This is a genomic window from Occultella gossypii (genome assembly GCF_019947135.1).
GTDB classification, from domain to species: domain Bacteria; phylum Actinomycetota; class Actinomycetes; order Actinomycetales; family Beutenbergiaceae; genus Occultella; species Occultella gossypii.
Genome location: NZ_JAGSHT010000003.1, coordinates 143,615 through 170,429, shown reverse-complemented (window position 1 = coordinate 170,429; position 26,815 = coordinate 143,615). Strand labels below are relative to the sequence as shown.

At 70.8% G+C, this 26,815-nt stretch carries 30 protein-coding genes and 1 tRNA gene; 11 read left to right on the top strand and 20 right to left on the bottom strand.

What is annotated here, in order from left to right; all coding sequences use genetic code 11:
• Positions 1–37: 37 nt before the first annotated feature.
• The 3 genes from KCQ71_RS04060 to KCQ71_RS04050 are packed head-to-tail and all read right to left on the bottom strand — an operon-like array spanning position 38 to position 2,255.
• On the bottom strand, positions 38–757 hold the full coding sequence (locus KCQ71_RS04060) for a hypothetical protein (RefSeq protein WP_223403080.1): 720 nt from the start codon (positions 755–757) through the stop codon (positions 38–40).
• Positions 757–1,545, bottom strand: coding sequence for an ABC transporter permease (locus KCQ71_RS04055; RefSeq protein WP_223403078.1), 789 nt, complete (start codon positions 1,543–1,545; stop codon positions 757–759). Before KCQ71_RS04055 ends, KCQ71_RS04060 begins: the two co-directional genes overlap by 1 nt.
• Positions 1,542–2,255 carry an ABC transporter ATP-binding protein gene (locus tag KCQ71_RS04050; protein ID WP_223403076.1) on the bottom strand — a complete coding sequence of 238 codons (714 nt, stop codon included), beginning with the start codon at positions 2,253–2,255 and terminating at the stop codon, positions 1,542–1,544. Before KCQ71_RS04050 ends, KCQ71_RS04055 begins: the two co-directional genes overlap by 4 nt.
• Positions 2,256–2,389: 134 nt before the next feature.
• Between KCQ71_RS04050 and KCQ71_RS04045 the strand changes: the two genes are divergently transcribed.
• Both KCQ71_RS04045 and KCQ71_RS04040 read left to right on the top strand, forming a co-directional pair.
• A complete protein-coding gene (locus tag KCQ71_RS04045; RefSeq protein WP_223403074.1) occupies positions 2,390–3,262 on the top strand; it encodes a sensor histidine kinase in 873 nt (290 codons plus the stop codon).
• The gene (locus KCQ71_RS04040; protein WP_223403072.1) at positions 3,259–3,936 is read left to right on the top strand and encodes a response regulator; all 678 of its coding nucleotides are present in this window, start codon (positions 3,259–3,261) and stop codon (positions 3,934–3,936) included. The genes KCQ71_RS04045 and KCQ71_RS04040 overlap by 4 nt, the downstream gene beginning before the upstream one ends.
• A 39-nt stretch (positions 3,937–3,975) precedes the next feature.
• Here the strand turns inward: KCQ71_RS04040 and KCQ71_RS04035 are convergent, their stop codons facing one another.
• Positions 3,976–5,238, bottom strand: a complete 1,263-nt coding sequence (locus KCQ71_RS04035) for an acyltransferase family protein (RefSeq protein ID WP_223403070.1) — start codon at positions 5,236–5,238, stop codon at positions 3,976–3,978.
• Positions 5,235–5,765: a ubiquitin family protein gene (locus KCQ71_RS04030; RefSeq protein WP_223403069.1), complete on the bottom strand. Its 531-nt coding sequence runs from the start codon at positions 5,763–5,765 to the stop codon at positions 5,235–5,237. Before KCQ71_RS04030 ends, KCQ71_RS04035 begins: the two co-directional genes overlap by 4 nt.
• Positions 5,766–5,865: 100 nt before the next feature.
• Between KCQ71_RS04030 and KCQ71_RS04025 the strand changes: the two genes are divergently transcribed.
• The 3 genes from KCQ71_RS04025 to KCQ71_RS04015 all read left to right on the top strand — a co-directional run bounded on the left by KCQ71_RS04025 (position 5,866) and on the right by KCQ71_RS04015 (position 7,338).
• Complete coding sequence (locus KCQ71_RS04025; RefSeq protein ID WP_223403067.1) at positions 5,866–6,480, top strand: TetR/AcrR family transcriptional regulator; 615 nt, start codon at positions 5,866–5,868, stop codon at positions 6,478–6,480.
• A gap of 98 nt (positions 6,481–6,578) precedes the next feature.
• Positions 6,579–7,034, top strand: coding sequence for a hypothetical protein (locus KCQ71_RS04020; RefSeq protein ID WP_223403065.1), 456 nt, complete (start codon positions 6,579–6,581; stop codon positions 7,032–7,034).
• 4 nt (positions 7,035–7,038) lie between these two features.
• A complete protein-coding gene (locus tag KCQ71_RS04015; protein WP_223403063.1) occupies positions 7,039–7,338 on the top strand; it encodes a transcriptional regulator in 300 nt (99 codons plus the stop codon).
• 4 nt (positions 7,339–7,342) lie between these two features.
• Here the strand turns inward: KCQ71_RS04015 and KCQ71_RS04010 are convergent, their stop codons facing one another.
• Positions 7,343–7,801 carry a nitroreductase/quinone reductase family protein gene (locus KCQ71_RS04010; protein WP_223403061.1) on the bottom strand — a complete coding sequence of 153 codons (459 nt, stop codon included), beginning with the start codon at positions 7,799–7,801 and terminating at the stop codon, positions 7,343–7,345.
• 106 nt (positions 7,802–7,907) lie between these two features.
• Here KCQ71_RS04010 and KCQ71_RS04005 point away from each other — a divergent pair, with 106 nt between their 5' ends.
• On the top strand, positions 7,908–8,585 hold the full coding sequence (locus KCQ71_RS04005; RefSeq protein WP_223403059.1) for a TetR/AcrR family transcriptional regulator: 678 nt from the start codon (positions 7,908–7,910) through the stop codon (positions 8,583–8,585).
• 6 nt (positions 8,586–8,591) lie between these two features.
• Here KCQ71_RS04005 and KCQ71_RS04000 read toward each other — a convergent pair whose 3' ends face one another.
• The 3 genes from KCQ71_RS04000 to KCQ71_RS03990 all read right to left on the bottom strand — a co-directional run bounded on the left by KCQ71_RS04000 (position 8,592) and on the right by KCQ71_RS03990 (position 10,896).
• Entirely contained in the window at positions 8,592–9,212 is a 621-nt protein-coding gene (locus KCQ71_RS04000) for a GyrI-like domain-containing protein (RefSeq protein WP_223403057.1), read from the bottom strand.
• Between the two features lie 121 nt (positions 9,213–9,333).
• Entirely contained in the window at positions 9,334–9,867 is a 534-nt protein-coding gene (locus tag KCQ71_RS03995) for a DinB family protein (protein ID WP_223403055.1), read from the bottom strand.
• Positions 9,868–9,945: 78 nt separating this feature from the next.
• A complete protein-coding gene (locus KCQ71_RS03990) occupies positions 9,946–10,896 on the bottom strand; it encodes a DUF1214 domain-containing protein (RefSeq protein WP_223403053.1) in 951 nt (316 codons plus the stop codon).
• Positions 10,897–11,025: 129 nt separating this feature from the next.
• On the opposite strand from KCQ71_RS03990, the gene KCQ71_RS03985 reads away from it, so the two are divergent.
• Together KCQ71_RS03985 and KCQ71_RS03980 are read left to right on the top strand one after the other, a co-directional pair.
• The gene (locus KCQ71_RS03985) at positions 11,026–12,489 is read left to right on the top strand and encodes a glycoside-pentoside-hexuronide (GPH):cation symporter (RefSeq protein WP_223403051.1); all 1,464 of its coding nucleotides are present in this window, start codon (positions 11,026–11,028) and stop codon (positions 12,487–12,489) included.
• On the top strand, positions 12,476–14,518 hold the full coding sequence (locus KCQ71_RS03980; protein ID WP_223403049.1) for an alpha-glucosidase: 2,043 nt from the start codon (positions 12,476–12,478) through the stop codon (positions 14,516–14,518). Before KCQ71_RS03985 ends, KCQ71_RS03980 begins: the two co-directional genes overlap by 14 nt.
• A gap of 54 nt (positions 14,519–14,572) precedes the next feature.
• Here the strand turns inward: KCQ71_RS03980 and KCQ71_RS03975 are convergent, their stop codons facing one another.
• From KCQ71_RS03975 to KCQ71_RS03960, 4 genes are all read right to left on the bottom strand, one after another.
• Positions 14,573–14,998: a VOC family protein gene (locus KCQ71_RS03975; RefSeq protein ID WP_223403048.1), complete on the bottom strand. Its 426-nt coding sequence runs from the start codon at positions 14,996–14,998 to the stop codon at positions 14,573–14,575.
• A gap of 99 nt (positions 14,999–15,097) precedes the next feature.
• Positions 15,098–16,153: an anthranilate phosphoribosyltransferase gene (trpD, locus tag KCQ71_RS03970; RefSeq protein ID WP_223403046.1), complete on the bottom strand. Its 1,056-nt coding sequence runs from the start codon at positions 16,151–16,153 to the stop codon at positions 15,098–15,100.
• Between the two features lie 42 nt (positions 16,154–16,195).
• A complete protein-coding gene (locus tag KCQ71_RS03965; RefSeq protein ID WP_223403044.1) occupies positions 16,196–16,678 on the bottom strand; it encodes a pyridoxamine 5'-phosphate oxidase family protein in 483 nt (160 codons plus the stop codon).
• Positions 16,679–16,770: 92 nt separating this feature from the next.
• Positions 16,771–17,391: a TetR/AcrR family transcriptional regulator gene (locus KCQ71_RS03960; protein ID WP_223403042.1), complete on the bottom strand. Its 621-nt coding sequence runs from the start codon at positions 17,389–17,391 to the stop codon at positions 16,771–16,773.
• A gap of 101 nt (positions 17,392–17,492) precedes the next feature.
• Between KCQ71_RS03960 and KCQ71_RS03955 the strand changes: the two genes are divergently transcribed.
• A complete protein-coding gene (locus KCQ71_RS03955) occupies positions 17,493–18,146 on the top strand; it encodes an FMN-dependent NADH-azoreductase (protein WP_223403040.1) in 654 nt (217 codons plus the stop codon).
• Between the two features lie 31 nt (positions 18,147–18,177).
• Here the strand turns inward: KCQ71_RS03955 and KCQ71_RS03950 are convergent, their stop codons facing one another.
• Together KCQ71_RS03950 and KCQ71_RS03945 are read right to left on the bottom strand one after the other, a co-directional pair.
• Positions 18,178–18,708 carry a GNAT family N-acetyltransferase gene (locus KCQ71_RS03950; RefSeq protein WP_223403038.1) on the bottom strand — a complete coding sequence of 177 codons (531 nt, stop codon included), beginning with the start codon at positions 18,706–18,708 and terminating at the stop codon, positions 18,178–18,180.
• Between the two features lie 76 nt (positions 18,709–18,784).
• Complete coding sequence (locus KCQ71_RS03945) at positions 18,785–19,609, bottom strand: NAD-dependent epimerase/dehydratase family protein (RefSeq protein WP_223403036.1); 825 nt, start codon at positions 19,607–19,609, stop codon at positions 18,785–18,787.
• Between the two features lie 193 nt (positions 19,610–19,802).
• On the opposite strand from KCQ71_RS03945, the gene KCQ71_RS03940 reads away from it, so the two are divergent.
• Positions 19,803–21,284 carry an SDR family NAD(P)-dependent oxidoreductase gene (locus tag KCQ71_RS03940; protein ID WP_223403034.1) on the top strand — a complete coding sequence of 494 codons (1,482 nt, stop codon included), beginning with the start codon at positions 19,803–19,805 and terminating at the stop codon, positions 21,282–21,284.
• Between the two features lie 13 nt (positions 21,285–21,297).
• On the opposite strand, the gene KCQ71_RS03935 is transcribed toward KCQ71_RS03940, so the two are convergent.
• The 5 genes from KCQ71_RS03935 to KCQ71_RS03915 all read right to left on the bottom strand — a co-directional run bounded on the left by KCQ71_RS03935 (position 21,298) and on the right by KCQ71_RS03915 (position 23,768).
• Positions 21,298–21,885, bottom strand: a complete 588-nt coding sequence (locus KCQ71_RS03935) for a suppressor of fused domain protein (protein WP_223403032.1) — start codon at positions 21,883–21,885, stop codon at positions 21,298–21,300.
• A 57-nt stretch (positions 21,886–21,942) separates the two neighbouring features.
• Positions 21,943–22,016 (bottom strand) — tRNA-Val (locus KCQ71_RS03930).
• A gap of 41 nt (positions 22,017–22,057) precedes the next feature.
• Positions 22,058–22,864, bottom strand: a complete 807-nt coding sequence (locus tag KCQ71_RS03925) for a glycerophosphodiester phosphodiesterase family protein (RefSeq protein ID WP_223403030.1) — start codon at positions 22,862–22,864, stop codon at positions 22,058–22,060.
• Positions 22,861–23,328, bottom strand: a complete 468-nt coding sequence (locus tag KCQ71_RS03920; protein WP_372453916.1) for a peroxiredoxin — start codon at positions 23,326–23,328, stop codon at positions 22,861–22,863. Before KCQ71_RS03920 ends, KCQ71_RS03925 begins: the two co-directional genes overlap by 4 nt.
• Positions 23,325–23,768 (bottom strand): DUF3052 domain-containing protein, encoded by a 444-nt coding sequence (locus KCQ71_RS03915; protein WP_223403028.1) that lies wholly within the window; start codon positions 23,766–23,768, stop codon positions 23,325–23,327. The genes KCQ71_RS03920 and KCQ71_RS03915 overlap by 4 nt, the downstream gene beginning before the upstream one ends.
• Positions 23,769–24,035: 267 nt before the next feature.
• Here KCQ71_RS03915 and aceE point away from each other — a divergent pair, with 267 nt between their 5' ends.
• Positions 24,036–26,780 (top strand): pyruvate dehydrogenase (acetyl-transferring), homodimeric type, encoded by a 2,745-nt coding sequence (aceE, locus tag KCQ71_RS03910; protein WP_223403026.1) that lies wholly within the window; start codon positions 24,036–24,038, stop codon positions 26,778–26,780.
• Positions 26,781–26,815: the final 35 nt, after the last annotated feature.

The window sequence follows — 26,815 nt, the reverse complement described above, 5'->3', positions numbered from 1 at the left end:
TCCCACGTGGCGCCCGGCCGCCGACCCGTCCCGCGGGTCAGGGGTCGAGACGGATGAATCTGAGTGCGCCGACCGTCCCGATCGCGGCGAGCCAGGCGAGGGCCACGAGCGGGCCGGTCGCAGCCGTCAGCACCGCGTCCGTGTCTGCGTACAGTTGTGACGCAGCCCGGTCCGGGAGCCAGCGCGCGTGCTCGGTGAGACCGGCGGCCACGGGCGAGATGATCACCATCAGGCTGAGCATCGCGACCAGCGCCGGCACAAGGTGCCGCACCGCCACCGCGACGGCGTGGGCGAGCAGGCCGATCACGGCGAGGTAGGCGATCGCACCGGTCAGGCGCCACGGGGCGCGATCCGCCGTCAGCGTCAGGTCCGTGACATGTGTCGCGATCGCGGCGGTCGCGAACGCCGCGCCGATGCTCAGCGCCGCACCGACGCCCACGACGGCGGCCGCGGCCGTGGTCTTGCCCGCCAGCGAACGCGCCCGGTCGGGTAGGGCGACGAGCGTGGTGGCGATCTGGCGCCCGTCGTACTCGTGACCGGCCGGCAGCACGCCGAGCAGGATGATCCCGACCTGCACGAACGGGACCGCGGCCAGCACGAGCTCGACGACCGAGGACGGCGCCCCCGCGGCCGCCCCGGACGCGGCCAGTGCGGCGGCGATGACGACCGCGGTGACGACCGTGCCGATGAGCGTGAACGCGACCACCGGCAGCGTCCGGAGCTTGTCCAGCTCCGCGGCCACGGCCCGTGCGGCCATCACGCGTCCCGGCGGCGGAAGACCACCGCGGCCACGGTCAGGAGCAGCACGGTCCACGCGGTCATGACGAGAGCACCGGGGCCGGCGGCCAACCCACCCTCGACGGTGTCCACGCCGGTGAACAGCCGACGGCCGGCGAGGTCGGGCAGCCAGTGCGCCAGTGGGGTGAGATTGGTCAGCAGCAAGGAGACCGAGACCACCGAACTGTTCGCGATCAGCACGATCGGCGCGATCAGTCCGCTTCGGGTCAGCAGGGTGACCGCCGCGGCGATGAGCCCGGTGAGCGTCCAGTAGAGCGTGCCGCCGAGCCCGCGTACCAACGCCTGCGCGGGCGTCACCGTCTCGGTCGCAGCGCCGCCGATGACTGCGTTCGCGATCCCCGCGGTGGCGGGCAGGGTGAGGGCGGCGACGGCGGTCACGAGCAGGACGAGCACGGTCGCCTTCGCAGCGAGGAGGCTCACCCGGCGTGGGATCGCGGCGAGGGTGGCCGTGATCTGCCGCCCGCCGCCGGCGTCGGTGCTGTTCGCGGCGTACTCACTGCTGATCACGACGACGCCGAGGACGACCGCGCCGACGGTACCCAGCGGCATCGCGGCGAACGCGGTCTCGAACGCCGACGTGTTCGCCACCCGCTCCGGTGTGCCGGCGTCGATCGCGGACCGGGTCGTCAGCGCGTTGAGCACCGTGATCGCGATCGAGCCGAGCACCGCGACCGCGATGCCCGCCCAGGCTGCGGGCAGGGTCACGGTCTTGCGCAGTTCGGCCGCGAGGAGGCCACCCGTGCTCATCGGTGCGCTCCCTCGTCGCCGCCGGTGAGGGCGAAGAACGCGTCCTCGAGCCGGTCGTACCCGGCGGTGAGTTCGGCGAGGGTCCCGGTCCTCACGATCCGCCCGCCGGCGATCACCACGAGGTCGTCCGCCACGTCCGCGACCTCGGCCATCAGGTGGCTGGACAGCAGCACGGTGCCGCCCGCGGCGGCTTGGTCACGCAGGAGGCCGCGCATCCAGCGGATGCCCTCCGGGTCCAGCCCGTTGACCGGCTCGTCCAGGACGAGTGCCCGCGGTTCGCCGAGCAGCGCCGCCGCGAGCCCGAGCCGCTGTCCCATGCCCAGCGAGAAGCGCCCGACCCGGACCCCGGCGGAGGACGCGAGCCCGACCTGGTCCAGCACCTCGCCGACGCGCCGGCGAGCGATGCCGTTGCTGCGGGCCAGCCAGGCCAGGTGGTCGCGCGCCGTCCGGGCCCGGTGCGCGCCGGAGCCGTCGAGCATCGACCCGACGGTGCGCAGCGGGTCTCGCAGACTCCGGTACGGACGGCCGTCGACCAGGGCGGTTCCGCCGTCGGGCCGGTCGAGCCCGAGCAGGATCCGCAGCGTGGAGGACTTGCCGGCGCCGTTGGCGCCGAGGAACGCGGTCACGCGGCCCGGGCGGGCCTCGAAGCCGACGTGATCGAGCACGGTCCGGGTACCGTGGCGTTTGACGAGTTGATCGATGAGGAGCATGCCCACCATCCGATCGCGGGCGCGCCGTATGCGGCATCGGCCCGGGGTCCGGACGTGGCCGGCGGGCCTCGGACCCGGGGCCGTCAGACCCAGGTCCGATGTGCGTGCTGGCCTGGGTATCTAGACTCGGGCAGGTGCCCCAGACCGACCGCCCCGTGCTGCGCTCGCGCGTCTGGCTGGTGGCCGGTGGGGTGATCGTGGCGCTGGTGCTCGTGCTCTCGACGGTCGGCGTCGATCCGCCGTTCGGCGCGATGGCGGTCCTGTTCGGAGCCGCGGGGTTCGCCGCCGTCGTGCTCGGCTGGGCCCTGTGGCGCGCCCGGCAGGAGCGGCGTGCGTTCGAGGACGAGTTGACCGCGTGGGCCGCGGAGCGTGCCGCGCAGGCCGAGCGCCTGCGGATCGCCCGTGACCTGCACGACCTGGCCTCCCATGGGCTCGGCCTGATCACGGTCCGCGCCGCCGCGGCGCGCACCGTGGCGGGTCCGGCCGCCGAGACCGAACGGGCCGCCGCGCTGGCAGACATCGAACGGACCGCCCGGGGTGCCACGACCGAGCTGCGCCGGATGCTCTCGGTGCTGCGCACGCCCGGAGAGGGCGCGCCGCTGCGGCCCGCGGAGACCCTCGCCGACCTGCCGCGGATCGTGGCCGACGCCCGGGCCGGCGGGGTCGAGGCCGTGCTCGAGGTCGCCGACCTCGGCGAGGTCTCGGCCGGAACCCAGCTGACCGTGTGCGCGATCGTGCGGGAGGGCCTGACGAACACGGTCCGGCATGCCGGCCCGACGGCGGCGCGTGTCCTGGTCTCGCGTGCCGGCGGCGAGGTGCTCACCACGGTCACCGACGACGGCCCGGCCCCCGGTTGGCCGCCGCACCCCGGCGCGGGCGCGGGGCTCGCGGGTCTGCGCGAGCGCGTCGACGCCCTCGGCGGCACGCTGCTCGGTCAGCGCGTGGGCGACGGCTACCGGTTGACCGCCCGGCTGCCCGAGCGCGTCGGGCCGGCGGGCCTGCCGTGACCGGGCCGGTCCGGGTTCTCGTCGTCGACGACCAGCCGCTGATCCGGCACAGCCTGCGGCTCATCGTCGACGGCGCGCCGGACCTGGCCGTCGTGGGCGAGGCGGACACCGGCGCGGGTGCGCTCGAGCAGGCTCGTGAGCTGCGTCCGGACATCGTGCTCATGGACATCCGGATGCCCGGCGGCGACGGCATCGAGGCCACCCGCCGCATCGCCGCAGACCCTGCGCTCGCCAGCACCCGGGTGCTGGTGCTGACCATGTTCGAACTCGACGAGTACGTCCACGCGGCCCTGGGCGCTGGGGCGAGCGGTTTCCTCCTCAAGGATGCCGAACCGGGTCGGCTCACCGACGCGATCCGGCGCACCCACGCCGGCGAGTCACTCTTCGCGCCGAGCGTCCTGGCCCGGCTGGTCGAGAACTACCTGAGCCGGTCCGCGCCCGCGAGCGCGCCGGCGTCGCTCACGGACCGGGAGGCGCAGGTGCTCACCCTCATCGGCCGTGGGCTGTCCAACACCGAGATCACCCAGGCCCTGACGATCTCGATGGGCACGGTCAAGACCCACATCGGCAGCCTGCTGGCCAAGCTGCACGCCCGGGACCGCGCCCAGCTTGTCATCGCCGCCTATGAGCACGGTCTGGTCGGCGCCGGCGGCACGGCGCCACCGCCGCGCTGACGGCGCGCCGTCCCGGGTCTCCGCCCCTGGTCTCCGCCCCTAGATGATCCGCGCCACTGCAGGAATCCGGCGCAGGATGGCGGCGAGCACCCAGGAGGCGACGACGCCCAGGACACCCAGCACCGCGAACTTCACAACCGCGGGTGCGACCAGCGGCTGCAGCACGAGCATCAGGCCCACGAGCACCGCCGGGTGAATGACGTAGACCGCGAAGGCATTGGCCGACAGGAACCGTCGGACCGCACCCGTGCCGGGGGCGATACGTCGCACGGCGACCAGCACCACCGCGCTCAGGCCGACGCCCAGCACGGAGGCCGCGACGCCCGCGGCGACGTCGGCCGCGCCCGGAGTCGGCGAGAGGGCGAGTGGCCCGAGCAGAGCGATCGCGAGCACCGACAGCCCACCGCCGACGAGGGCCACGCAACCCGGCATCCGTTCCAGCCAGCGCAGCCGGGCGCCGAGCACTCCGACGGCGAACATGAGGACGTACTGCGGCAGGAACGACGGGGTGGGCAGGCCGACGATCGGCCAGTAGGTGCCATCAGGCACGAGCCGACGCCACGCCACCATGGAGAGCGCCATGACCACGATCAGGCCGACGATGACCCCTGCGGCGTCCCTGCGACGCAGTCGATCCTGGCCGGTGGCGGCCGCCGTGGACTGCCCGCCGGCACCGACGGGCCTCCGTCGCCGCTCCCGGGCACCGGGCAGCGACGCGAGCGCGGCGCAGGCCAGCGAGAGCATCAGGAGCACCTCCAGGAACCATGCGGGACCCGCACTGATCGTGACCAGGTAGTACATCGGGTACGAGAGCCCAGCGGGGTCGTCCACCCACGCGGGCAGGCCGGCGAGCGGGCCCACGATCAGCACGAAGGCCAGCAGTGGCAGGCCGAGGCGGATCAGCCGGTCGCGGGCGAACGCGAGCGGGCCCTTGCGATCGAGGGAGCCGGGCACGAAGTAGCCGGAGATGAGGAAGAACAGCCCCATGAAGTAGCTCTGGTTGATCACGGCGAACAGGTCCAGGGTGACCGCCGACGCGTCCTGCGGGGCCTCGTGGACGTACCAGAGCGGCAGGTTGCCATAAGTGATCGCGGCGTGGTGCGCGACCACCAGGACCGTCAACGCCACCCGCGCGGTGTCGATCCAGTGGAGCCTGGGCCCAGGCTTGGGACGTGGCGCGCCGCCGGAACCGACGGCGGTGCCGACCGTTGCCGCATCGGCGCCGGCAGCGGCCCCGTCGGTGCGCGCACTGGTGGCGTCGGTGGCGAGGGTTGCGCCACCCGTACGACCCTCGACGCTCATCGCATTCTCAGCGCCGTGTCCAGCGCGGCCGCACCGACGGCGAGACCGAACACCACGAGCGCCACCGGCGAGAGAACGACCGGCATGGTGAACGACCAGCCGCCCAGCAGGTCGCGCACGACGTCGGCCGAGGTGATGACCTGGAGCAACTGCAGCAGGGCGAACAGCAGCCCCGCCACCACGACGAACCCGGCGCCGACCGCGATCAACCGGTTCGCGACCGGGTGCCTGCGGCCCCAGTGCAGCCGCGTCGCCTCCCAGGTGCCGGCGGCCGGCTGCAGACGTGTCGTCCCGGCTCCGGTGCGTAGCACAGCGCGCCTGAAGCCGTGCTCGGTGGCCGCGACCTCGATCGTCGCTCCGTCCTCGAGGTCGAAGCCGGCCGGCGTGGAGGCGCGCTCGATGACCTCGCCATCACGCAGCAGCGACAGGTTCGTGCCCATCGTGAACAGCCGCAGCTCGACCCGGTACCGGTGACCGGCGTGGTCGATCTCCGCCGCCGTGCTCGTGAATCCACTCCAGCGGCCCACGATCCCGCACCTCCCCTTGCCCCTCAGCGAACCGATGCACTCGTATCGGTTATTCCGATGCTACCGTATCGGAATACTTGGATGACTGGAAGGGGCGACGATGGCGCGAGGACCCGGTGCTCAGCACGACGCGCAGATCACGCAACTGGCGGACGCCGCGGTGCGGGTCCTCGAGCGGGACGGGCTGCCGGCACTGACCTTCCGTAACGTCGCCGCCGAGGCCGGAGTCTCCCCCGGTCGGGTCCAGCACTACCTCCAGAGCAGCAAGGGTCTGGCCACCGCGACCTTCCGGAGAGTCCAGGAACTGGTGGGCGACGGCGTGCGGCGCGAACTCGAGGAAGGGCCGACGTCCTCGCCGCGCGAGGTGGTCGCCGCCACGCTGCGCGCCATGATCCCGCTCACCGAGCAGGAGCGCTCGATGCTGCGCGTCGCGTTCGTGGTCGAACAACACGCCATCACGGATCCCGAGCTCGGCGAAGAGCTGCGGGTGGGCCGCATGGCCCTGGTCGAGTTCCTGGCCCAGCAGCTCGCGGCGGCGGACGTGAGCGGCGATGGCACCGGTCGCACGTCCGACGCCGACGGCACGGCACGGCGCACGGCGATCACCCTGCTCGCTACCGCCGAGGGGCTGTCGGCACTGACCCTCACCGGGACCGTCAGCGGCGAGGAGGCGCGGAAGTTGCTTGCCGAGTCGATGGGCCGCGCCTTGGCGTGAGGGAGTCCTGGGCCCGCACAGATCCCGGACCACTCAACCTGGTCCGGCAGCTCAGCCGGCGACTTTCCATGGAGGAAACTCGCAGTAGAGTTTCCTCCATGGAAAGTGACGCCGTCTCCGCACGTGAAGCACTCGATGCCGTGAGCGCGGCCAGGGAGCTCAACGCGGAGCGGCTCCGGCGGCCGAAGCGGTACTGGATCATGCTGGGGCTGATGCTCGCCGTGTTCGCGCTCCTGCCGTACACGGCCGACTGGCCGCCACTGCTGCGATACTCCGCCGCGCCCGCGCTCATGATCCTCGTCGCGGTCGTCGCCGCGTGGAGGCAGCCGACGGCGGTGCGCAAGATCCGACTGTCCGGGCGGATGGGGCTCCAGCTCGTCGGCTTCGCGCTACTCGGGGGCGTCGTGATCGCGGTCAGCCGAGGGGTCCATCTCGAGCAGGGGTGGTGGTGGGCGCCGCTGGTCGCGGCCGTGCTCCTGTTCGCCTTCGTCGCCGGCGTCGGGCCGCGCATGGATCGCTCCTGGGCGCGCCGAGCAAGCCACGGCGAGGAGTGACGGCGTGACGCCTGCCCTCGACCCGGTGATCCATCCGATCCAGCGACTGCGGATCTGCGCGTTGCTCGACCCGGTCACGGAGGAGGAGTTCGCCGCGCTCCGCGACCTGCTCGAGACGAGCGACTCGGCTCTCAGCAAGCAACTCTCGGCCCTGGCGGGTGCCGGCTACGCCTCCCAGCGCCGCGCCACCCGGGGCGGGCGGAGCCGCGTCTGGGTGCAGCTCACGCCGGCCGGCCGGCGGGCGTTCCACGGCCACGTCGCCGCTCTGACCGCCCTGGCGAACCACGCCGGCGACCCCGACTGAGACGTCAGGTGCGCGTCAGGACGACGACGGGCGTGTGCGGTCGCGCCTCGGCGTAGGTGCGGACGTCGCCCCACCCGCGGTAGTCGTCGAACCGGGCCAGCAGCCGGTCCCGCTCGGCCCCGACGGCCTCCCGGCCGCTCACGCCCACGGCGCCGTCCGCGGTGTCCACCTCGGCCTCGGGCCGTGCCTGCAGGTTCAACCACCACGCCGGGTGGCTCGGGGCCCAGCCGTTCATCGCGAGGGTCACGAGGTTCTCGCCGTCGAGGAAGTAACAGAGCATGACGGCGCGTGGCTCGCCGGTGCGGCGACCCACGGTGCGCATCCGCAGGATGCCGGCCTTGCGGCCCGGCACGGGGCGGGCCAGGCCGAGCCGCGTGGTCCGGTACAGGAGCTTGTGCCCGGCCCACGCGGACCGGATGAACCACCGTGGCGGCAGCGTGGGTGCCGGGTTCTGGATCGACATGACGTCGCCCTCTCGCTGGAGTCGAGTTTGTGTATCTACACCGTAGACCTACAGCGTAGGCCTACGGTGTAGTCGCGTCAATGCCACTGGCCTAGACTGTCCCGCAATGACCACCCAGCAGCCCCGGACCGCCCCGGCCGGCCTCACCCCGGCGGGCATCGTCACCGTGGCCGTCGCCATCGCGGACGCCGACGGGCTGGCCGCCGTCAGCATGCGCCGCGTCGCGCAGGCGCTCGGGGTCGACCCGATGTCGCTCTACCGGCACGTCGGCACCAAGGACGGGCTCCTCGACCTGATGACCGACGCCGTGGTGAGCGACATCGAGCCGGTGGCGACGCCGTCGGGCGACTGGGTCGCCGACGCGCGCACACTCATGCTCTCCGCGCGACGCACCATGCTCGCCCACCCGTGGACCGCCGCGGCGATCAAGGACCGGCGCGAACCCACCCCCGCGACCCTGCGGCACCTGAACGGTCTGCTCGAGATCCTGCGCACCGGTGGCCTGGACCTGGCCCTGACCCACCACGCGCTGCACGTCCTGGGCAGCCGGGTGCTCGGCTTCAGCGACGACCTGTTCGACGACGCCGCAACAGAGCAGCCGGCACCGAGGGTCGCCGCGGCGCAGTTGGCGTTCTTCACCAAGGAACTGCCACGGCTCGCCGAGCTCGCCGTCGCGGCCAGCCACGAGGGAGGTCTCGGCGGCTGCGACGACGACGAGGAGTTCGCGTTCTCGATCGACCTGATGCTCGCCGGGCTGGACCGGCGGCGGCAGGGCCTGGCCTGAACCGTCCTACGCGTCGGCGACCGGCTGGCGCAAGATCGTGCGTTGCTTCTCCGGCGGCGTCCGCCGGCTGTCGGTGAGGTAGATCTCGTGGTGGGTGCCCACCATGCGCAGGCCGTTCGCGGGGATGAACTCGTGGTGCAGCTGCCTGAGCACGGCGGCCTCGTCGTCGAAGGGGCCGACGTGCAGGGTCTGCACGCTCCGGCCCTCGGCGAGCGTCTCCAGCCGTACCTCGTCCAGCCGTGCCGGCGGGCCCTTCCTGCCGACCTGTTCGACGGCGGCCCCGAACATGTCCGCGTCGATCCAGTCCGGCGCCATGACCATCAACGTCCAGTCCCACTGCGACTTGTCCCGCGCGGCCGTGAAGGCGTCCATGTCGCGCGCCCACCACAGCCCTTCCAGCGGCATCACGACGTAGTCCCGGCCGAGGCCGTTCCTGCTCGCGAACTTGAGCTTGTAGGCCACCGGGTACAGCGCCCCGAGTGCGCCGGCGAACTGCGGCGACGTGTTCGGGTCCCCGTGCCCGTCGATCATCAGGTACTGCAACTCCGGAACGTCGAGGATCCGGAACTGTCCGCGCTTGGCCCGGTAGGCGTCGAGAGTCTTCTTGAAGTCGGTCTTCTCCGTCATCGGTGCACCACGGCCCGTGGGTGGGCCTCGACCTTCCTCCTCGGCTGTCCGCGATTGTAGGAGGTTGGCGATCGACCGCCGCCACCTCCCGCGCCGGGCAGACGGAGCCGGCTCGTGACCCTCAGGTCTCGCTCCCGGGAACCCGAATGCCGTTACGGCCGAAGTCCCAGACACCGCCGTCGATATGCTCACGGGCGATGTCGAGCTGTCCGGTGTGGGCGGCGTTGTCGTTGAACAGGTGCAGGAGCACGCCCCTGACGGTGCTCTGCCGGTAACCGCCCCAGGCCCCCTCCGGCCACCAGGCCGGTGCGGACTCGCTGGAGATGTGCTCGACCGCAGCACGCGCCCGGGCGTCGGTGGTCCGGCGCAGATCCTCCAGCAATGCCGCGAACGGGACATCCGGGTCGTTGTCCCACGCCGTGTCCTCCTGGAACTCCATGGGATGCCCGGCGACGACGTTGTGGAGCCAGAAAGTGGTCGAGTCGCGGACGTGGTCGACCAGGCCGGCGATGCTCCAGCCGGACGGGGCCACCGGTGTGCGCACCTGGGTCTCCGTGAGTCCCTGCGCGGAGCCGTAGATGTGCTCGGTCGTCTGCTGGATCCAGTCGAGGAGCTCGATGGTGACGGGGTCTGGGTGCTGTTCGTTGAGTGTCATGACCATAGGTCGGAGCAGAGTTGAGGCTTTCGACATGCCGCCCTGTGCTCCGACCTCCGGCGGTGCTGGCGCGGGACCCTAGCTGGGCTTCTCGTTGGTCAGGGTGGGGAAGGTCCAGGTGCCGTCGAGGATCTCGGTGCGGGGTCGGTAGAGCCGCACGAGGTAGTTCCAGCCTTCGGTGATCGGGATCGCGTTGGGCACATCGGGCGGGTAGTCGCCGAACCTGACGGTCATGGTGCCGTCGGGATTGCGTACGCCGGTGATGTCGTTCACGGTGTAGGCGCCTCGCTCGTTCGGTTCGAAGTAGCCCTTCGCGTTGTACACCGAGATCGACCAGAACCCGTCCACCGGGACATCCGCCACGGTGAGTTCGTAGTTGCCGACCGGAAGACCGGGTTCGACACCGATGTAGGAGGCTTCGCTGCTCGGGAGGCCACCCCAACCGGCTGCGCTACCGATCAGGTGCCGCACCGGGTCGACCTCGTCCTTGGTGCCGAACATCCGGTCGAACCCGGTGAGCTGGCGGGCCAACGACAGCAGCGCGTCGCGGGTCTCGTCGAACGACGTCGGGTCGTAGTCCGGGTACTCGAAGGTGGTCGCGGCGTTGTTGGTCAGTGTGATCTGATCCTGGATCGCCGCGACCGCCACGAGGTCGGCCGGGTCGGCCGGGTCGACGAGGGTCCGCACCGCAACCACGACATACGGCGTGCCGAACCGGTCGGCGGTGATCTCGTACTCACCCGGGTCGTGGAAGATCGCGTCGACGTAATGGTCCTCGTTCACGACCATGGCCGAGAGATACCGGCCTCCGGCTTCGGGCAGGGTGAGCGAAGCTCCGGCTCCGGCGTCGACGACGGCGAAACTGTAGAGCGTGTCACGGTTGAGCCGGATCACGGTCTGGTGGTCGATCGCCGCAGGCACCCGGTTGTGCACGAATCGACCGATCCCACCCGCGCTCTCCTGCAGGTCATGGAACATGCGGTCGGTCTCGGCACGGGCGAAGTTGTCGGAGTTCACATGTGTCGTCACGCGCTGATCGTGGCACGCGATCAGCGGTGGCGCCAGAGCCGGGCTCCGATGTTCGGCTCAGAACGGACGGTCGCATGAACCGGGGTGACCCGAGCAACGCCTGACCGGCGGTGCTGGCACACTTCTCGCGTGAGCAACTCCCCCGGCGTCGACGGCGCACCGGAACCCCTGCGTCGTCGCAACGTCTGGGGCTTCGGCCTGGGCACCCTCGGGCGGGACATGGTCGCCGCGATGGTGACCCTGTTCCTGCTCGTCTACCTCACCGAGGTCGTCGAAGTCTCGAACCAGACCCTGGGCGCCATCACCGTGGTGCTCGTGCTCATGCGCCTGTTCGACGCCGTGAACGACCCGGTGATGGGGTTCATCGTCGACAACACCCGGTCCCGGTGGGGCAAGTTCAAGCCGTGGATCGCCATCGGCGCACTGGCCTGGGCCGCGGCCACGGTGCTCATGTTCTCCGACTGGGGGGTCGACGGCGTGGCATTCGTCGTCGTGTTCGTGGGGGTCTACCTCGTCTGGGAGGTCGCCTACACGGTCAACGACATCTCCTACTACGGGATGCTGCCGTCCCTGTCCCGCAACCAGGGCGAGCGGGAGCGGATCGGCGTCGTGGCCCGGGTCTGCGCGAACATCGGCCTGTTCGCCCTGGTGGTGGCCCTGGTTCCGGTGACCGAGGCCCTCGAGGATGCGCTCGGCTCGGCGCAGCGCGCCTGGTTCGCCCTCGCCGTGGTCCTGGTCGTCATCATGCTCGCGTTCCAGGCGATCACGCTCCTCGCGACCCGGCAGCGGATCGCCGTCGAGACGGTCTCCCCCACCCCGCTGCGGGAGCTGCTCGGCGTGATCGCCCGCAACGACCAGCTCCTCTGGGTCACGCTGGCGATGGTGATCTTCATGACCGGGTACACGGTCACCACCAGCCTGGGGCTGTACTACTTCACGTACATCTTCGGCGACGCGGGGATGTACTCGGTCTTCGCGGCGATCCTCGGCGTCACGCAGATCGGCGGGCTCCTCGTCTTCCCGCTGGTCTCGGCGCGGCTGTCCCGGCGCCGGGTGCACCTGGTGGCCACCGCCCTCTGCGTCGCCGGCTACGCCGTGTTCCTGCTCGCGGACTCCACGATGGTGGGGATCGGCGTCGCCGGCGTGCTGCTGTTCGGTGGGCAGGCGTTCATCCAGCTGCTCATGATGATGTTCATCGCGGACTCCGTGGAGTACGGACAGTGGAAGCTGGGCCGGCGCAACGAGTCGGTCACGTTCTCGCTGCAACCGTTCATCTACAAGGCCTCCAGCGCCCTCGGGGCGGGTGCCGTGGGGCTCACCCTCATCCTCTCCGGGGTCAACGATGCGGACGCGCCTGCCGACGTCACCGCGGGCGGCGCGGCCCTGTTCAAGGCCGCGATGATGGGCCTGCCGATGCTCCTCGTGATCCTCAGTTGGCTGGTGCTCTCCCGCCGCTACCGACTCGACGAGGCCACCTACGCCGGGATCGTGAGCGACCTCGCGGACCGTGAGAAGGCGCTGGCGTCGGACGTCGGGCTGGACCCGACCACCGGACCCGTCGCAGCCGCCGGAGGCCCCGATGACGCACGTTGAGCCGAGCACCCGGCTGAAGGAGATCTACGGCCACCCCGTCGGGCGGGACGCCATCGACAAGGTGCTGCTGCAGCTGGGCCGTTCCAGCCGGTGGGTCCGCAACCCCGTGGTGGCGAACCTGCGCCTGCGCACCGTCGCCCGGCTCGCCCGGCCCATCCTCGGCGAGGCGTTCGCGCAGTCGCTCGTCACCGTACTGGCCGACCACGGACCTGACGACGAACCCACACCCGACCCTCCGCCGTCGGGCCCTGACACGGCGCAGCCGCCCTGGTGGCGCCGGGCGGTGTTCTACCAGGTCTACCCGCGTTCCTTCGCGGACTCCGACGGCGACGGCGTCGGTGATCTGCGCGGCGTCACCGCACGCCTCGATCACCTCGCCGACCTCGGTGTCGACTGCGTGTGGCTCTCCCCGATCTTCGACTCGCCGAACGAGGACATGGGCTACGACGTCCGCGACTACCGGGCGGTCATGGCCGAGATGGGCACCTTGGCCGACCTCGACGCGCTCATCGCCGGCGCCCACGAGCGCGGAATGCGGATCATCCTCGACCTCGTCGTCAACCACACCTCGGCGGAGCACCCGTGGTTCCGGGCGGCCGTCGCCGACCCGGACGGCCCCTACGGCGACTACTACCACTTGCGTCCCGGCGCCCCGGGCGAGGACGGCAGCGGGCCGCCGCCGAACAACTGGGCCTCGTTCTTCGGAGGCAGCGCCTGGCGCTGGATCCCGCAGGCGCACCGCTGGGCGCTACACCTGTTCGCCCCCGGGCAGATGGACCTCAACTGGGACAACCCGCGGGTGCGGGCCGAGGTCGCCGAGATCGTGCGCTGGTGGCGCGAGCGCGGCATCGACGGGTTCCGGCTCGACGTCATCAACTACATCTCCAAGCGACCGGGGCTGCCGGACGGCAACGAGGCCATCGGTGCCCTCATGGGCTTCCCCGGGATCGAGCACTACTTCTTCGGGCCGCGGCTGCACTCCTACCTGCGCGAGCTGCGCACGGCGGGTTTCACCCGGTCCCCCGGCGACCCGGCGCCGCCGTCCACGGTGCGCTCCCGCCACCCGGACGGCACGCTCGGTGACCCCGCTCCCCCGGACCCGGTCGGCGTGATGGTCGGCGAGACGCCCGGGGTCGGCGTGGAGATGGCCCGGCTGCTCAGCGGCGCCCGGCGGGGCGAGCTCGACCTCGTGTTCAACTTCGACGTGCTCGACGGGCCCGGCAAGGTCCGCTGGGACGACTACCGGTACGACCTCGGCTACCTCAAGGGGTTCTACCTGGACTACCTGGCCCGGGTGGGTCCGGATGACGGCATCGCCCTGTTCCTGGACAACCACGACAACCCCCGGATGCTCTCCAAGGTGCTCGGGCCACGCGACGGCGACCCGGCGCTGCGAGCGGCCCTGGCCAAGGCCCTGGCGACGATCCAGCTGATGCTGCCCGGTACCCCGTTCCTGTTCCAGGGCCAGGAGATCGCCGCCGTCGATCAGGCCTTCACCTCGGTGGCCGACCTGCGCGACGTCGAGTCCCTGAACCGCTTCGCCGAGTTGCGTGCCGAGGGGGTGAGCGAGGCCGACGCGCTGGCCCGGGTGCTGCCCGGTGCGCGCGATCATGCCCGGGTGCCGATGCGCTGGGAACCGGGTCCGAGCACGGGGTTCACCACCGGCACGCCGTGGCAGGCCGGCCGGGAGGACTCGACCGGCTTCACGGTCGCCGAACAGTCCGCGGACCCGGCCTCGGTGCTGAACTTCCATCGAGACCTGATCGGCCTGCGTCGCGCCGAACCGGCGCTGACCGACGGCGGGTTCCGCGTCCTCGCCCCCGGCTCCCGCGGGTACTTCGGGTGGCTGCGGACGGATCCCGGCGCCGGGTCGGACTGGCTCATCGAGGTCAACCTCACCGACCGCACCCTCCGCCGCCCGCGTGCCCTGCCGCGCGCGCAGGTGGTGCTCGGCTCGCCCGGAACGGCGCGGGGGGCGACGATGGCGCCGTATGAGTGCGTCGTCGCGCGGGTGTCATCCCAGCGATGACCGCCGAGGAGTACCTCGGTCACGCCCGTGGCGCCCGATCCTGAGCAATCGGCGTCAGGACGGCTGGGTGCCCGAGATGTTGACGAGCCAGCTGGTGCCGAAGCCGTCCACGCACATCCCGAACGCGTCGCCCCAGGGCGCGATCGCGAGCGGCTCCGTGACCGTTCCGCTCCCGGACAGCTTCTCCCAGTACCCGCGGAGGGTCGCGTCGTCCTCGGGTCCGCCGGACAAGGAGACCGAGATGTTGCTGTTCGTGCCCGGGAACTCGAGCGAACTCGGCGTGTCCGCGGCCATCAACAGGAGGCCGCCCTCCCCCTCGAGCTGGCCGTGCATGATCTTCTCGGCATCGGCCGGGTCCTCGGCCGCGCCGAACTCGGCGAACGTGTTCATCGTCAGCTCACCGCCGAACACCGAGTGGTAGAACTCCAGCGCCGTGCGGGCGTTGTCGGAGAAGTTGAGGTACGGGTTCAGCCGGGCCATGGCACACCTCTTCCTGCGGTTCCGATCAGAGGAACCACATGCTCCTCGTCCCGGGCCGGATCCACAACCCCCGTTGTGCGCACACCTGGCACCCCACGCTCACGCGTGGGTCGCGGCCGCCCACTGCGCGAGTTTCGCGGCCGCCGCACCCGAGTCCACGGCACCAGCGGCGACGTCGAGCTTGTCGCGCAGCCGCTCCACGATCGGCGTCGAGATCAGGGCGGAGTCACCCGCAAGCTCGAAGGACACGAGGCCGGCCGCAGCATTGAGCAGCACGATGTCGCGAAGCGGCCCCGCGTCGCCCGCGAGCACACCCCGGATCACGGCGGCGTTGTCGTCGGGCTCGCCGCCGAGGAGGTCGTCGATGCGCGCCCGCGGGATGCCGAGGTCGCGCGGGTCGAGGTCATGCTCGGTCACCGCGCCGCGCGAGACCTCCCAGATGTGGCTGTGCCCGGTCGTGGTGAGTTTGTCGATGCCGTCGTCGCCGCGGTAGACGAGCGCCGTCGCGCCACGTGTGCGGAACACGCCGACCAGCAGCGGCACGCGCGGCAGCGACGAGACACCGACCGCCGACGCCTCCGGTCGGGCCGGGTTGCAGAGCGGACCGAGGATGTTGAAGAGGGTCGAGATGCCGAGTTCGGCGCGCACCGGTCCGGCATGACGGAAGCCCGGGTGGAACATGCCCGCGAACGCGAAACTGATGCCGACCTCGCGCAGCACCTCGGCCACACGCTCGGGGGTGATGGTGATGTCGACGCCGAGGCTCGTCAGCACGTCCGAGGCACCCGACCTCGAGGATGCCCCGCGGTTGCCGTGCTTGATCACGGGCACACCGGTTGCGGCACAGATGACCGACGCGACCGAGGAGATGTTGAAGACCGCGCCGTACGGGTCGCCGCCGGTGCCGACGATGTCGAGGGCCATCGGATCGACGTCGAGCGGGAGGGCGGCCTCCAGTGCCGCGTCCCGGAAGCCGACGATCTCGTCGACCGACTCCCCCTTGATCCGCAGCGCGGTCAACAGGGCGGCGATCTGCGTGGGCGCCGCCTGGCCGGTCACCACCTCGCGCATCGCCCAGGTGGCCTCACCCACTGAGAGGTCGGAGCCCTCCACGAGGGTCTCGAGCAGATATGGCCACGTGGGGGTCTCGGGCATTGCCGGATCCTATCGAACGCCCCGTGGCGCTCACTCGTGGACTCACAGGTCGATAGCGACCGCGCGGCGGACGTCGCGGTCGGGGTGGAGCACGAAGAGTTGCGTCACCCTGGCCCGGTACAGCCGGAGGTTCGCAGGTGCGACGACCCGGTCGACCGTCCAGCTCCCCAGCCCTTCGGCGCGGGCGCGGCGATCGAACACGGCGAGGCATCGATCGCGGTCGGTGCCCGGCACCTCGGCGGCCGTCGCATCGGCGTACACGGCGTGCGTTCGACCCTCGACGGGCACGGGCGTGGCGAAGATCGTCAGACCCACCCTGGGCCGGACCTCGATGTTGCGCGAGTGACGGGCCTCGGGTCGGGAGACCCATACGAACTCACGGGCGTCCCGGGCGTACCAGACCGGCGTCGGCCAGGGGTTGCCCTCGGCGTCCGCGGTCGCGAGCACGAGATAGTGCCCGGTGTCGATGACCTCTCGCGCGAACCTGCCATCGTCCTCGGGTCCGTCGGTGATGTTCGCCGTCATGCTGGTTCCTTGTCCCGTCGCGTCGTTGCACGGTTACGAACGGCACCCTACGACGTGCCGGCATCGGAGAACAGGGCTGTCACGCGCCGGGTCTAGGACGCGAGCGCCCTGGCGAGGTCGGCAAGGCTGCGGGCCAGCTCGCTGAGGTCGCGCTCCTGATCCGCGGACCAGTGGCGGATCTGTTCGGCCGAGAGCGCGGCCAGCAGTGCGTCGGCGCGCAGGTCGGGGTCGACTGCACCGGCCTCGGCGAGCAGGATCCGACAGTGCGAGACCCACAGTGCGTGCGCACCGGACCGGAACCGCGCCCCGGGCGCGTTCGTCTCCGACATCTCCAGCAGGTCGATGTTGTCCCACACCAGCCGGACGTAGCCCTCGACGAACGCGATGAGGCGATCGACGGCGCCGGCCCCGGGACCCAACGGAGGCGGACCCGAGAGCAGCCGCTCCTGGAAGCCTCGCTCACGCTCCCCCAGCAGGGCCATGGCCAGCCCACCCTTGTCGCCGAACCGGCGGTAGAGGGTGCCCTTGCCCACGCCCGCCTCCGCGGCAACGTCATCCATGGTCACGCCGGCAACTCCTCGGGCGGCGCACAGCCGGCCGGCGGCCCTCAGCGCGCGCGCCCGGTTCCGGGCCGCGTCGGCCCGCTCGACCGGCTGCCCAGCCGGGCCGATTGCGACCGGCGCAGGGTCGGGCCCCGATACGCGTCGAACCATGTCGCACCCTCCTTCCTAAACGGACTTCAGTCCGCTACCGTGGTAATCGGACTTGAGTCCGATTCTGTCAGAGAACTCGACCCATCCGGAAGGACACGGCCATGCCCGATCTGCTGCATATCTCCTCCTCGCCCCGCGGTGACGCCTCACGATCCCTCGCCCTGGCCCGCACGTTCACCGAGGCGTACCGGACCACCCGGCCGGATGCCGTCATCGAGCATTGGGACCTCTGGGACGGCACCCTGCCGGCGTTCGGACCGGCCGCGGCCCACGCGAAGATGGCGACCATCGCGGGCGAGCCCTTCACGGTGGACCAGGAGGCCGCCTACCGCCAGATCAAGGACGCGTTCGCGCGGTTCGACGCAGCCGACAGCTACCTGTTCAGCGTGCCCATGTGGAACGCCACCGTGCCCTACATCCTCAAGCAGTTCATCGACGTCGTCTCCCAACCCGGTTTGACGTTCGGATTCGATCCCGACTCCGGCTACACCGGGCTGCTCGAGGGCAAGCGAGCCGTGCTCATCTACACCAGCGATGTCTGGGCACCGGGCAGGCCGCCCGCGTTCGGCTCCGACTTCCGACAGCCCTACCTCGAGACCTGGCTGCGCTGGGCCGGCATTACCGACATCACCGCCGTGCGACAGCCCGCCGCCACAGCCGTGGCTGACCCCGACGACCTGTGGCACCGATCCCGGGCGGAGGTCACGGCTGCCGCGGTCGCCCTGGGATCCACGGGACGAACTGCCGCGGCGTAGCGGCCCGGGCGGATCGCCGGCACCGGTTCGGCTACCGCCGAGGGCTCACGAACCGGTGGCCGTCGACGGCGACCGACCCGCCAGGGACGGGCGCACGGTGGACGATAGGGCCGCCGTCGTTCCATCCCTGCCGCTCGTAGAACCGCCGGGCGGCAGTGTTCCCGGTGGCCACCACCAGCCAGGCCCGCTGGTGACCCGCCGCGAGCACCGCTTGCTCCGCTGCCTTGAGCAGCGCCGCCCCGATGCCGCCGCCACGCGCGGCGCGGTCAAGGTACAGCTGGTCCACCTGGTCGCCGTCGATCATGGCAAATCCGAGGACCGCTTCGCCCCGGACCGCGACGATCGTGTCCGCAATCTGTTCGCGTGCGCGCTCGGCGAACGAGGCCGGGGTCCGAGCCGCGACCAGCTCGGCTGGGACATGACCGAGATGGGCATCGGCCCACCCCTGGCGCCAGATGCGGGCGACCTCACCCGCGTCGGCCGGGACCGCCTGCCGCATCTCGACATCCAGCGGCCCACGCGAGCGCTCGCTACCCGGCTCCCCCTGTTGTGGCGCCGTCATCGTCTGGCCTCTCCGCCAACTCCTGCAGTGACGCCAAGATTAGCAACCGAGGATCGCTGCGATGGCTCGCCTTGTCTCAAAGCGTCGGGAATCCGTCCCGCCAGGACGGGTACCCAGGACGCCAACCGACCGCCCGCGCCTTCGCATTGGAGACGGTCCGGCGCCGCGGCGCTGCATCCGGCAGCCCGGCGACCCTCGGCGCCGGCGCACCGAGCCCGGACGCGTACACCGGGAGCCACACGGTTCCGGATGCCGGCTCGTCGTCGACGATGTTGTAGGTGCCGTCGGGCCAGTCGAGCGCCTGCACCGTGGCTGAGACCACGTCCTCGATATGGACGAACGGCGTGATCGTAGGCGTGGCCGGTAGCTGCCCGGCGGCCACCGCACCGGCGATCCGGCCGCCAGGCGCGTACCAGGTCCCGTCGCCGTAGAACATGCCGTAGCGCAGCACTGTGGCGCGTGGCAGCCGGTGGACCAGGGCTTCCAAGGTCCCGACGGCGGAACCCGGTTCGAGCGGGTCGTCCTCCGTTGCCGTGGTGTCGCCCGGGGCGTACGCGAAGGCGATGCTCTGCGCGATCATGCGGTCCACCCCAGCGGCCTCCGCGGCGGCCACGAGGTTCGCCGTCCCGTCCCGGCGCAGGCGTGCGTTGGCCTCGGTGTCGTATTCGCCCAGGTCGGTCAACTGGTGCATGACGAGCTCCGGCTCGGCGGCGGCCACGGTTTCCGCCAGGTGCGGGGCGTCGAGAACGTCGACGACGACGCCGCGTGCGCCGAGGTCGTGCAGGACGTCGAGCCTCTCCGTGCGTCGCGTCGTCGCCGTGACGTCATGGCCCGCCCTCACGAGCGCCGGTATCAGCCTGGTTCCGACGATGCCGGCGCCGCCGGCGAGGAAGATGTGCATCGAGGGCCCTCCTTGGTGTGTCCGGTGCTCACGTGCCCGCGAAGATTGTGCCGCATTCAAGGACTGGGGCTCGATCCTGCCGGGCCGAGCGCCGCGCCCGTCCGCCGTTGCTGGAGCTGATCCGTGACGACGATGCCGGTCGGCGCATCGGGCCGTCACACGTTCCGATCATCCGGCCGACGTAGAATCGCGTGTGCCCCCACAGACTTCCGCCACTTCCGACCTGCCCCCCAGCGGCATCGACTCGACGGATCTCGCGATCACCCTCAAGGTCCTGGAGTCCATGGCCGGACTCGACGAGGCGCACCCCGACTTCGTCGCCGTGCGCCGGGCGACGGCGAAGATGTTCAAGGCCGTGAAGCAGGTGCGCCGCCGCGAGATCCGCGACGCGATCGCCCAGGCGGACCGCGAAGTGGTCGCCGCCACGGCGACGGGCGCGGCGGACCGGATCGACGACGAGACGCGTGGCATCCCGATCACCACCGCCACTGAGGCGCCGACGGCGGGCACCCTGCTCAAGGCGCGTGGTTGCTACATCTGCAAGCAGCGATACACCGTCGTCGACGCGTTCTATCACCAGCTGTGCCCGACGTGCGCGGCGATGAGTCACGCGAAGCGTGACGCGCGCACCGACCTGACCGGCAAGCGCGCTCTGCTGACCGGCGGCCGCGCGAAGATCGGCATGTACATCGCCCTGCGCCTGTTGCGTGACGGTGCGCACACGACGATCACGACTCGGTTCCCGCGCGACGCCGTGCGCCGCTTCAGCCGCCTTCCCGATGCATCCGACTGGATCGACCGCCTCAAGGTCGTCGGGATCGACCTGCGTGATCCGGCACAGGTCATCGGCCTCGCAGAGGACGTCGCATCGGCGGGGAGCCTCGACATCCTGATCAACAACGCCACCCAGACCGTGCGTCGCTCACCAGGGTCGTACCAGCCCCTGGTGGATGCCGAGCTCGCCCCGCTGCCCGACGGGCCGCTACCCGAACTCATCACGTTCGGTCACACGAACGACCAGCATCCGCAGGCACTGGAGCGCTCGGTGAGCGCGCATCCCATCCTCGCTGCCGCCGCTTCCCGCGCCGACGAGCTCACCGAGCAGGCGATGGCGGCCGGTTCCAGTTCGCTCGAGCGGCTCGCGGCGGGAAACGCGATCGATGCCGGCGGGCTGATTCCCGATCTCGACCACGTGAACTCGTGGACTCAACGCGTCGGCGAGGTCGACCCGCTCGAGATGCTCGAGGTGCAGCTGGCGAACACGACGGCCCCCTTCCTGCTCGTCTCGATGCTGCGGCCGTCGCTGGCGGCGAGCAGCGCCCGGCGCACCTACGTCGTCAACGTGAGCGCGATGGAAGGCGTCTTCGGTCGCGGCTACAAGGGCCCGGGGCACCCGCACACCAACATGGCCAAAGCGGCCGTCAACATGCTGACCCGCACCAGCGCGCGCGAGATGTTCGAGACCGATGGCATCCTCATGACCAGCGTCGACACCGGATGGATCACCGACGAACGCCCACACCCCACGAAGGTGCGCCTCGCCGAGGAGGGTTTCCACGCACCGCTCGATCTCGTCGACGGTGCCGCCCGCGTCTACGACCCCATCGTGCGCGGCGAGGCCGGTGAGGACCTCTTCGGCGTCTTCCTGAAGGACTACGCCCCGGGCGCGTGGTGACCCCCGAGGACCGTCAGCCCTCCCGACTCAGTCGGACGCTCTCCCGCTCGATCGAGTACAGGTCCGGCTGTTCCCGCGCGAACGCGTCGCCGAGTGCGTCGAACCCGTGCGCCAGGCAGTACGCGGCCTCGTCCTCCGTGACCGGCACGAGCTGCAGCCAGGTGACGTGGACGTCGGCGTCGCTGTAGGGCTCGAAGGAGTTCCAGAGGAACGGCGGCACCGACATCAGGTGTGGGGTGCTCGCCTCGGGGTAGCAGTTGCCGATCGCGCTCCGGTACACCGTCCCGGGCCGCACCTCGTTCGGTTCGCCGATCTGGAAGGCGCACGCGGCCGCGGCGTCGCCCATGAGGGTCCATCGCGAATCGATGCCGACGACGAACTCGACACCGATCGGTCGCCCATCGCGCGTCCGATACCCGGACGGGAAGAAACTGGCGGCCACGGTGGCCCACGAGGTCACCCCCGTCTGTGGACAGTCGGGTAGCTCGACCATGCCGATCTTCTTGGCGCCGTCCGCGGTCGCGCGGGTCATGGGCGTGGGCACCGAGTTCACACCCAACCCGGCAGCGACCCGTGAGACCACATCGTACGAATCGATCATCTCGTCCCCCCAGCACGTGCGTTGACGGATGCAGGGTGTCCCTTGACATCCGCAGGGTGGGCCCAGAGGGACTCGAACCCCCGACATCCGCGGTGTAAACGCGACGCTCTAACCAACTGAGCTATAGGCCCTGGCGGGTACCAAGACTAGCAAGCGCACACGGCCCCGCCGGTCACGGCTGCGGCCAGGCACCACGGGCGCTCAGCACGTCCCGGAGCACGTCGATGCGGTCGGCGACGATGCCGTCCACGCCGAGGTCGAACAGAGCGTTCATCGTGTCCGCGTCGTCGATGGTCCACACGTGCACCTGGAGCCCGTAACGGTGCGCGGTCGCCACGAACGACTCGGTCACCAGGGCCCGTCCGCGGAACGTCGTCGGCACCTGCAGGCAGACCACGCCGTTGCGGGCGGCCAGCGACCGGGCGGCGCCCACGCCCCACCGCAGGGACGCCGTCTCCAGCGGCGAGCCGGAGGTGGCCGCCTCCGGGTGCGCGCGCCGGACCCGCTGCAGCCGGCGGTGGTCGAACGCCGCGATCAGGACCCGGTCGAACGCACGCTGCGCCTCGATCACGGCGAGCGCCGGCGCGGCCACGTCGTCCGACTTCACGTCGATGTTGAACCGGATGGCCGGGAACTCCTCGAGCAGCTCCGCCAACGTGGGGATGGACTCGCCACCGGCGAGGGTGGCCGCCCGCAGGTCGGCGGCGGTCAGCGAATGCACGTCGACGGCGGAACCCACCACCCGGGAAAGGTCCGGGTCGTGGAAGACGAAAGGGACGCCGTCGGCGCTTGCGCGCACGTCGGTCTCGACGTACGTGAAGCCGAGGTCGACGGCGTTGCGCACCGCGCGCAGGGAGTTCTCGATCCCCGCGTTCAGCTCGTACCCGGCGCCGCCCCGGTGCGCGAGCGCCAGCGGTCCGGGGCGCAGGTAGTCGCCACCCGCACCGGCGGCGACCTCTCGTTGCCGCCGGGTGCTCACACGACCAGGGCGTCGAGGGCGCGCAGGTAGCCGTCCAGCGGCCGCGCCTGCCCGCGCGGGTTCAGCACGGACCAGCGCACCACGCCGTCGGCGTCGAGGAGCAGGCTGCCGCGCAGGGCGAGGCCGGACTCGGCGTCGAACACGCCGTAGGAGCGGGCGATCTGCCCGTGCGGCCAGAAGTCGCTGAGCAGATCGAAACCGAGCCGCTCCTGTTCACCCCAGGCCCGCAGGGCGAACTTCGAGTCGCAACTGATGCCGAGCAGGCGCACTCCGGCGCGCTCGAACGCACCGAGGTTGTCCCGGAGTTCGCAGAACTCGCCCGTGCAGATGCCGGAGAACGCGAACGGGAAGAACACCAGCGCCACGGGGGTGCCGCGCAGCGCGGAGAGGGTGACCGGAGTGCCGTGGGTGTCCTCGGCCGTGAAGTCCGGCGCGGGCTCCCCCGGCGCCGGCAGCACGTTCACTTGCCGCGACCGCGCGCGGTCAGGCGGATCCCGGACCAGTGCTGCGCCGCTGAGATGGCGCTGGTGGCGTGCAGGCCCGCGGTGCTGGCGGCCTCCTCGAAGTCGGCGGGCTTCACGTGCCCGTCGCGACCTGACTTCGGGGTGAAGACCCAGATCAGGCCGCCGTCCTCGAGCATCTCCTGGGCGTCGACCATGACGTCGGTGAGGTCCTGGACGTCGCCGTCATCCTCGCGCCACCACAGGATCGCCGCGTCGGTCACGTCGTCGTAGTACTCGTCGACCAGTTCGTGCCCGGCGGCCTTCTCGAGTTCCGCCCGGAGTTCCTCGTCGACGTCATCGTCATAACCGAACTCCTGGATGACCTGCCCACTACCCACCCCGAACCGCGAGGTGGGCTGGTCGCCGGACGGACTGGCCACGGAACCCGCGGTCGCTTCCACGTCTGTTACTCCTTGCTATCGACTGCTGGTCTGTCCCGCCGGTGCGGGGTTGATGTCCTACCCCACCGCACAGTAGGTCTCGGCGCAAGGCCGGGCGGTGACCCGATCCTATGGCGCGATCACTGTCGGTCGCGTCACATCTGTTGGTTCAGACTCCACTTAGCCAAGTGCGGACCATAGGATCGTCAGTACCGCACCACACGTGCCCGCCTGAGACCGGGCAGATGTAACTGTGGCGCCGACCCAGGCGCCGGAGAGAAGAGAGTCGTGACGTCACGCAACGAGGCCGGACCGCTGATCAACGGCCTACTCAGCCAGGTCCCCGACATCGACCCCGAGGAGACCGACGAGTGGTTGGAGTCACTCGACGGACTCATCGACGAACGCGGTGGCCCGCGGGCGCGCTACGTGCTGCTGAACATGCTCAAGCGTGCGCGGGAGCGGGACGTGACCGTCCCGTCCTCGATCACCACCCCGTACGTGAACACGATCGGCGTGCACGACGAGCCCTACTTCCCCGGTGACGAGGCCGTCGAGCGCCGCTACCGCTCCTACCTGCGGTGGAACTCCGCAGTGATGGTGACGCGGGCGCAACGGCCGGGCATCGCCGTCGGCGGTCACATCTCCTCCTACGCCTCCGTGGCCACCCTGTACGAGGTCGGCCTGAACCACTTCTTCCGCGGCAAGGACCACCCCGGCGGCGGCGACCAGATCTACTTCCAGGGCCACGCGGCCCCCGGCATGTACGCCCGTGCGTTCCTCGAGGGGCGCCTGTCCGAGCACCAGCTCGACGGGTTCCGCCAGGAGCTCTCGCACGACGGCGGCGGCCTCTCCTCCTACCCGCACCCGCGGAACATGCCCGATTTCTGGGAGTTCCCGACCGTCTCGATGGGCCTCGGCCCGGCGTCGGCGATCTACCAGGCGTGGGTCAACCGGTTCATGCAGTACCGCGGCATCAAGGACACCTCACAGCAGCACGTCTGGGCCTTCCTCGGCGACGGCGAGATGGACGAGCCCGAGTCCCGCGGCATGCTGCAGCTCGCCGCGCAGCAGAACCTGGACAACCTCACGTTCGTGATCAACTGCAACCTGCAGCGCCTCGACGGCCCGGTGCGCGGCAACGGCAAGATCATCCAGGAGCTCGAGGGCTTCTTCCGGGGCGCCGGCTGGAACGTCATCAAGACCATCTGGGGACGCGAGTGGGACCCGCTGCTGGAGGCGGACAAGGACCGCGCCCTGGTGAACCTGATGAACAACACCCCCGACGGCGACTACCAGACGTACCGCGCCGAGAACGGCGCGTTCATCCGGGAGCACTTCTTCGGGCGCGACCCGCGCACCAAGGCCCTGGTGTCCAAGATGACGGACGACGACATCTGGGCGCTCAAGCGCGGCGGTCACGACTACCGCAAGCTCTACGCGGCCTACAACGCCGCGGTGAACCACACCGGTCAGCCGACCGTCATCCTGGCGCACACCATCAAGGGCTACGGCCTGGGTTCCTCGTTCGCTGCGCGCAACGCGACCCACCAGATGAAGAAGCTCAAGGAGAACGACCTCAAGCTCCTGCGCGACTCGCTGCGGATCCCGATCACCGACGCCCAGATCGAGGAAGACCCCTACCTGCCGCCGTACTACCACCCGGGTGCGGACGCCCCCGAGATCGAGTACATGATCGACCGGCGCCGTCAGCTCGGCGGGTACCTGCCCGAGCGGCGCAGCAAGTACACCGCGGTGACGCTGCCCGCGGACAAGTCCTACGAGCGGCTCGCGAAGGGCTCCGGGCAGCAGGAGGTCGCCACCACGATGGCGCTCGTCCAGCTGTTCAAGGACCTGCTCCGTGACAAGGACTTCGGCAAGCGGATCGTGCCGATCATCCCCGACGAGGCCCGCACGTTCGGCCTCGACGCGATCTTCCCGTCGCTGAAGATCTTCAACACCAACGGTCAGCACTACCTGTCCGTGGACCGCGACCTGCTGCTCTCCTACAAGGAGTCCGAGGCCGGCGGCCTGCTGCACACCGGGATCAACGAGGCCGGTTCGGCGGCCGCGTTCCAGTCCGTGGGGACGTCCTACGCCACCCACGGCGAAGTGCTGGTGCCGTTCTACTTCTACTACTCGATGTTCGGCTTCCAGCGCACCGGTGACCAGTTCTGGGCCGCCGGTGACCAGCTCACCCGTGGCTTCCTGATCGCCGCCACGGCCGGCCGGACCACGCTGACCGGTGAGGGCCTGCAGCACGCCGACGGGCACTCCCCGATCCTCGCCTCGACGAACACCGCGGTGGTCTCCTACGACCCGGCCTACGGGTACGAGATCCGGCACATCGTCAAGGACGGTCTGCAGCGGATGTACGGCGAGGGTGATCACCGCGACCCGAACGTCATGTACTACCTCACGGTGTACAACGAGCCGATGATCCAGCCGGCCGAGCCGGAGGACGTGGACGTCGACGGCATCCTGCGCGGGATCCACAAGATCGCCACGGCCGACGGCGAGGGCCCCCGGGCCCAGCTGCTCGCCTCCGGGGTCTCGGTGCCGTGGGCGCTGGAGGCCAAGGAGATCCTCGCCAACGAGTGGGGTGTGCAGGCGGACGTCTGGTCGGTGACCAGCTGGACCGAACTGCGCCGCGACGGTCTCGCCGCGGACCGGCAGGCGTTCATCGACCCGACCGGGGAGCAGCGCGAGCCCTACGTGACCGCGAAGCTGAAGGACGCCGGAGGCCCGTACATCGCCTCGACGGACTACGACTTCCAGCTGCCGGACCAGATCCGGGCGTGGGTCCCGGGCGACTACTGGACGCTCGGTGCGGACGGCTTCGGCTTCTCCGACACCCGGCCCGCGGTGCGTCGTCACTTCCTGATCGACACCCACTCGATCGTCACCCGGGCGCTGCAGGCCCTGGCCAAGCGCGGCGAGATCGACGCCTCCGCGCCGGCCCAGGCCGTGGAGCGCTACCGCCTCCTCGACGTCAACGCCGGCACCACCGGCACCGCCGGGGGCGACTCCTGACCGCCTGAGGGCCTGGCGTTCGGACGCCGATCACT

What these genes read in the sequence shown, in the direction of transcription:
- KCQ71_RS04005 (WP_223403059.1), top strand. Translation starts at nt 7,908, where the DNA reads ATGACCACCCAGCAGCCCCGGACCGCCCCGGCCGGCCTCACCCCGGCG.
- KCQ71_RS03945 (WP_223403036.1), bottom strand. Translation starts at nt 19,609, where the DNA reads ATGCACATCTTCCTCGCCGGCGGCGCCGGCATCGTCGGAACCAGGCTG.
- KCQ71_RS04055 (WP_223403078.1), bottom strand. Translation starts at nt 1,545, where the DNA reads ATGAGCACGGGTGGCCTCCTCGCGGCCGAACTGCGCAAGACCGTGACC.
- KCQ71_RS04050 (WP_223403076.1), bottom strand. Translation starts at nt 2,255, where the DNA reads ATGCTCCTCATCGATCAACTCGTCAAACGCCACGGTACCCGGACCGTG.
- KCQ71_RS04020 (WP_223403065.1), top strand. Translation starts at nt 6,579, where the DNA reads ATGGAAAGTGACGCCGTCTCCGCACGTGAAGCACTCGATGCCGTGAGC.
- KCQ71_RS03960 (WP_223403042.1), bottom strand. Translation starts at nt 17,391, where the DNA reads ATGGTTCGACGCGTATCGGGGCCCGACCCTGCGCCGGTCGCAATCGGC.
- KCQ71_RS03955 (WP_223403040.1), top strand. Translation starts at nt 17,493, where the DNA reads ATGCCCGATCTGCTGCATATCTCCTCCTCGCCCCGCGGTGACGCCTCA.
- KCQ71_RS04035 (WP_223403070.1), bottom strand. Translation starts at nt 5,238, where the DNA reads ATGAGCGTCGAGGGTCGTACGGGTGGCGCAACCCTCGCCACCGACGCC.
- KCQ71_RS03950 (WP_223403038.1), bottom strand. Translation starts at nt 18,708, where the DNA reads ATGACGGCGCCACAACAGGGGGAGCCGGGTAGCGAGCGCTCGCGTGGG.
- KCQ71_RS04000 (WP_223403057.1), bottom strand. Translation starts at nt 9,212, where the DNA reads ATGACGGAGAAGACCGACTTCAAGAAGACTCTCGACGCCTACCGGGCC.
- KCQ71_RS04010 (WP_223403061.1), bottom strand. Translation starts at nt 7,801, where the DNA reads ATGTCGATCCAGAACCCGGCACCCACGCTGCCGCCACGGTGGTTCATC.
- KCQ71_RS04025 (WP_223403067.1), top strand. Translation starts at nt 5,866, where the DNA reads ATGGCGCGAGGACCCGGTGCTCAGCACGACGCGCAGATCACGCAACTG.
- KCQ71_RS03935 (WP_223403032.1), bottom strand. Translation starts at nt 21,885, where the DNA reads ATGATCGATTCGTACGATGTGGTCTCACGGGTCGCTGCCGGGTTGGGT.
- KCQ71_RS03965 (WP_223403044.1), bottom strand. Translation starts at nt 16,678, where the DNA reads ATGACGGCGAACATCACCGACGGACCCGAGGACGATGGCAGGTTCGCG.
- KCQ71_RS03980 (WP_223403049.1), top strand. Translation starts at nt 12,476, where the DNA reads ATGACGCACGTTGAGCCGAGCACCCGGCTGAAGGAGATCTACGGCCAC.
- KCQ71_RS03995 (WP_223403055.1), bottom strand. Translation starts at nt 9,867, where the DNA reads ATGACACTCAACGAACAGCACCCAGACCCCGTCACCATCGAGCTCCTC.
- KCQ71_RS04060 (WP_223403080.1), bottom strand. Translation starts at nt 757, where the DNA reads ATGGCCGCACGGGCCGTGGCCGCGGAGCTGGACAAGCTCCGGACGCTG.
- KCQ71_RS03975 (WP_223403048.1), bottom strand. Translation starts at nt 14,998, where the DNA reads ATGGCCCGGCTGAACCCGTACCTCAACTTCTCCGACAACGCCCGCACG.
- trpD (WP_223403046.1), bottom strand. Translation starts at nt 16,153, where the DNA reads ATGCCCGAGACCCCCACGTGGCCATATCTGCTCGAGACCCTCGTGGAG.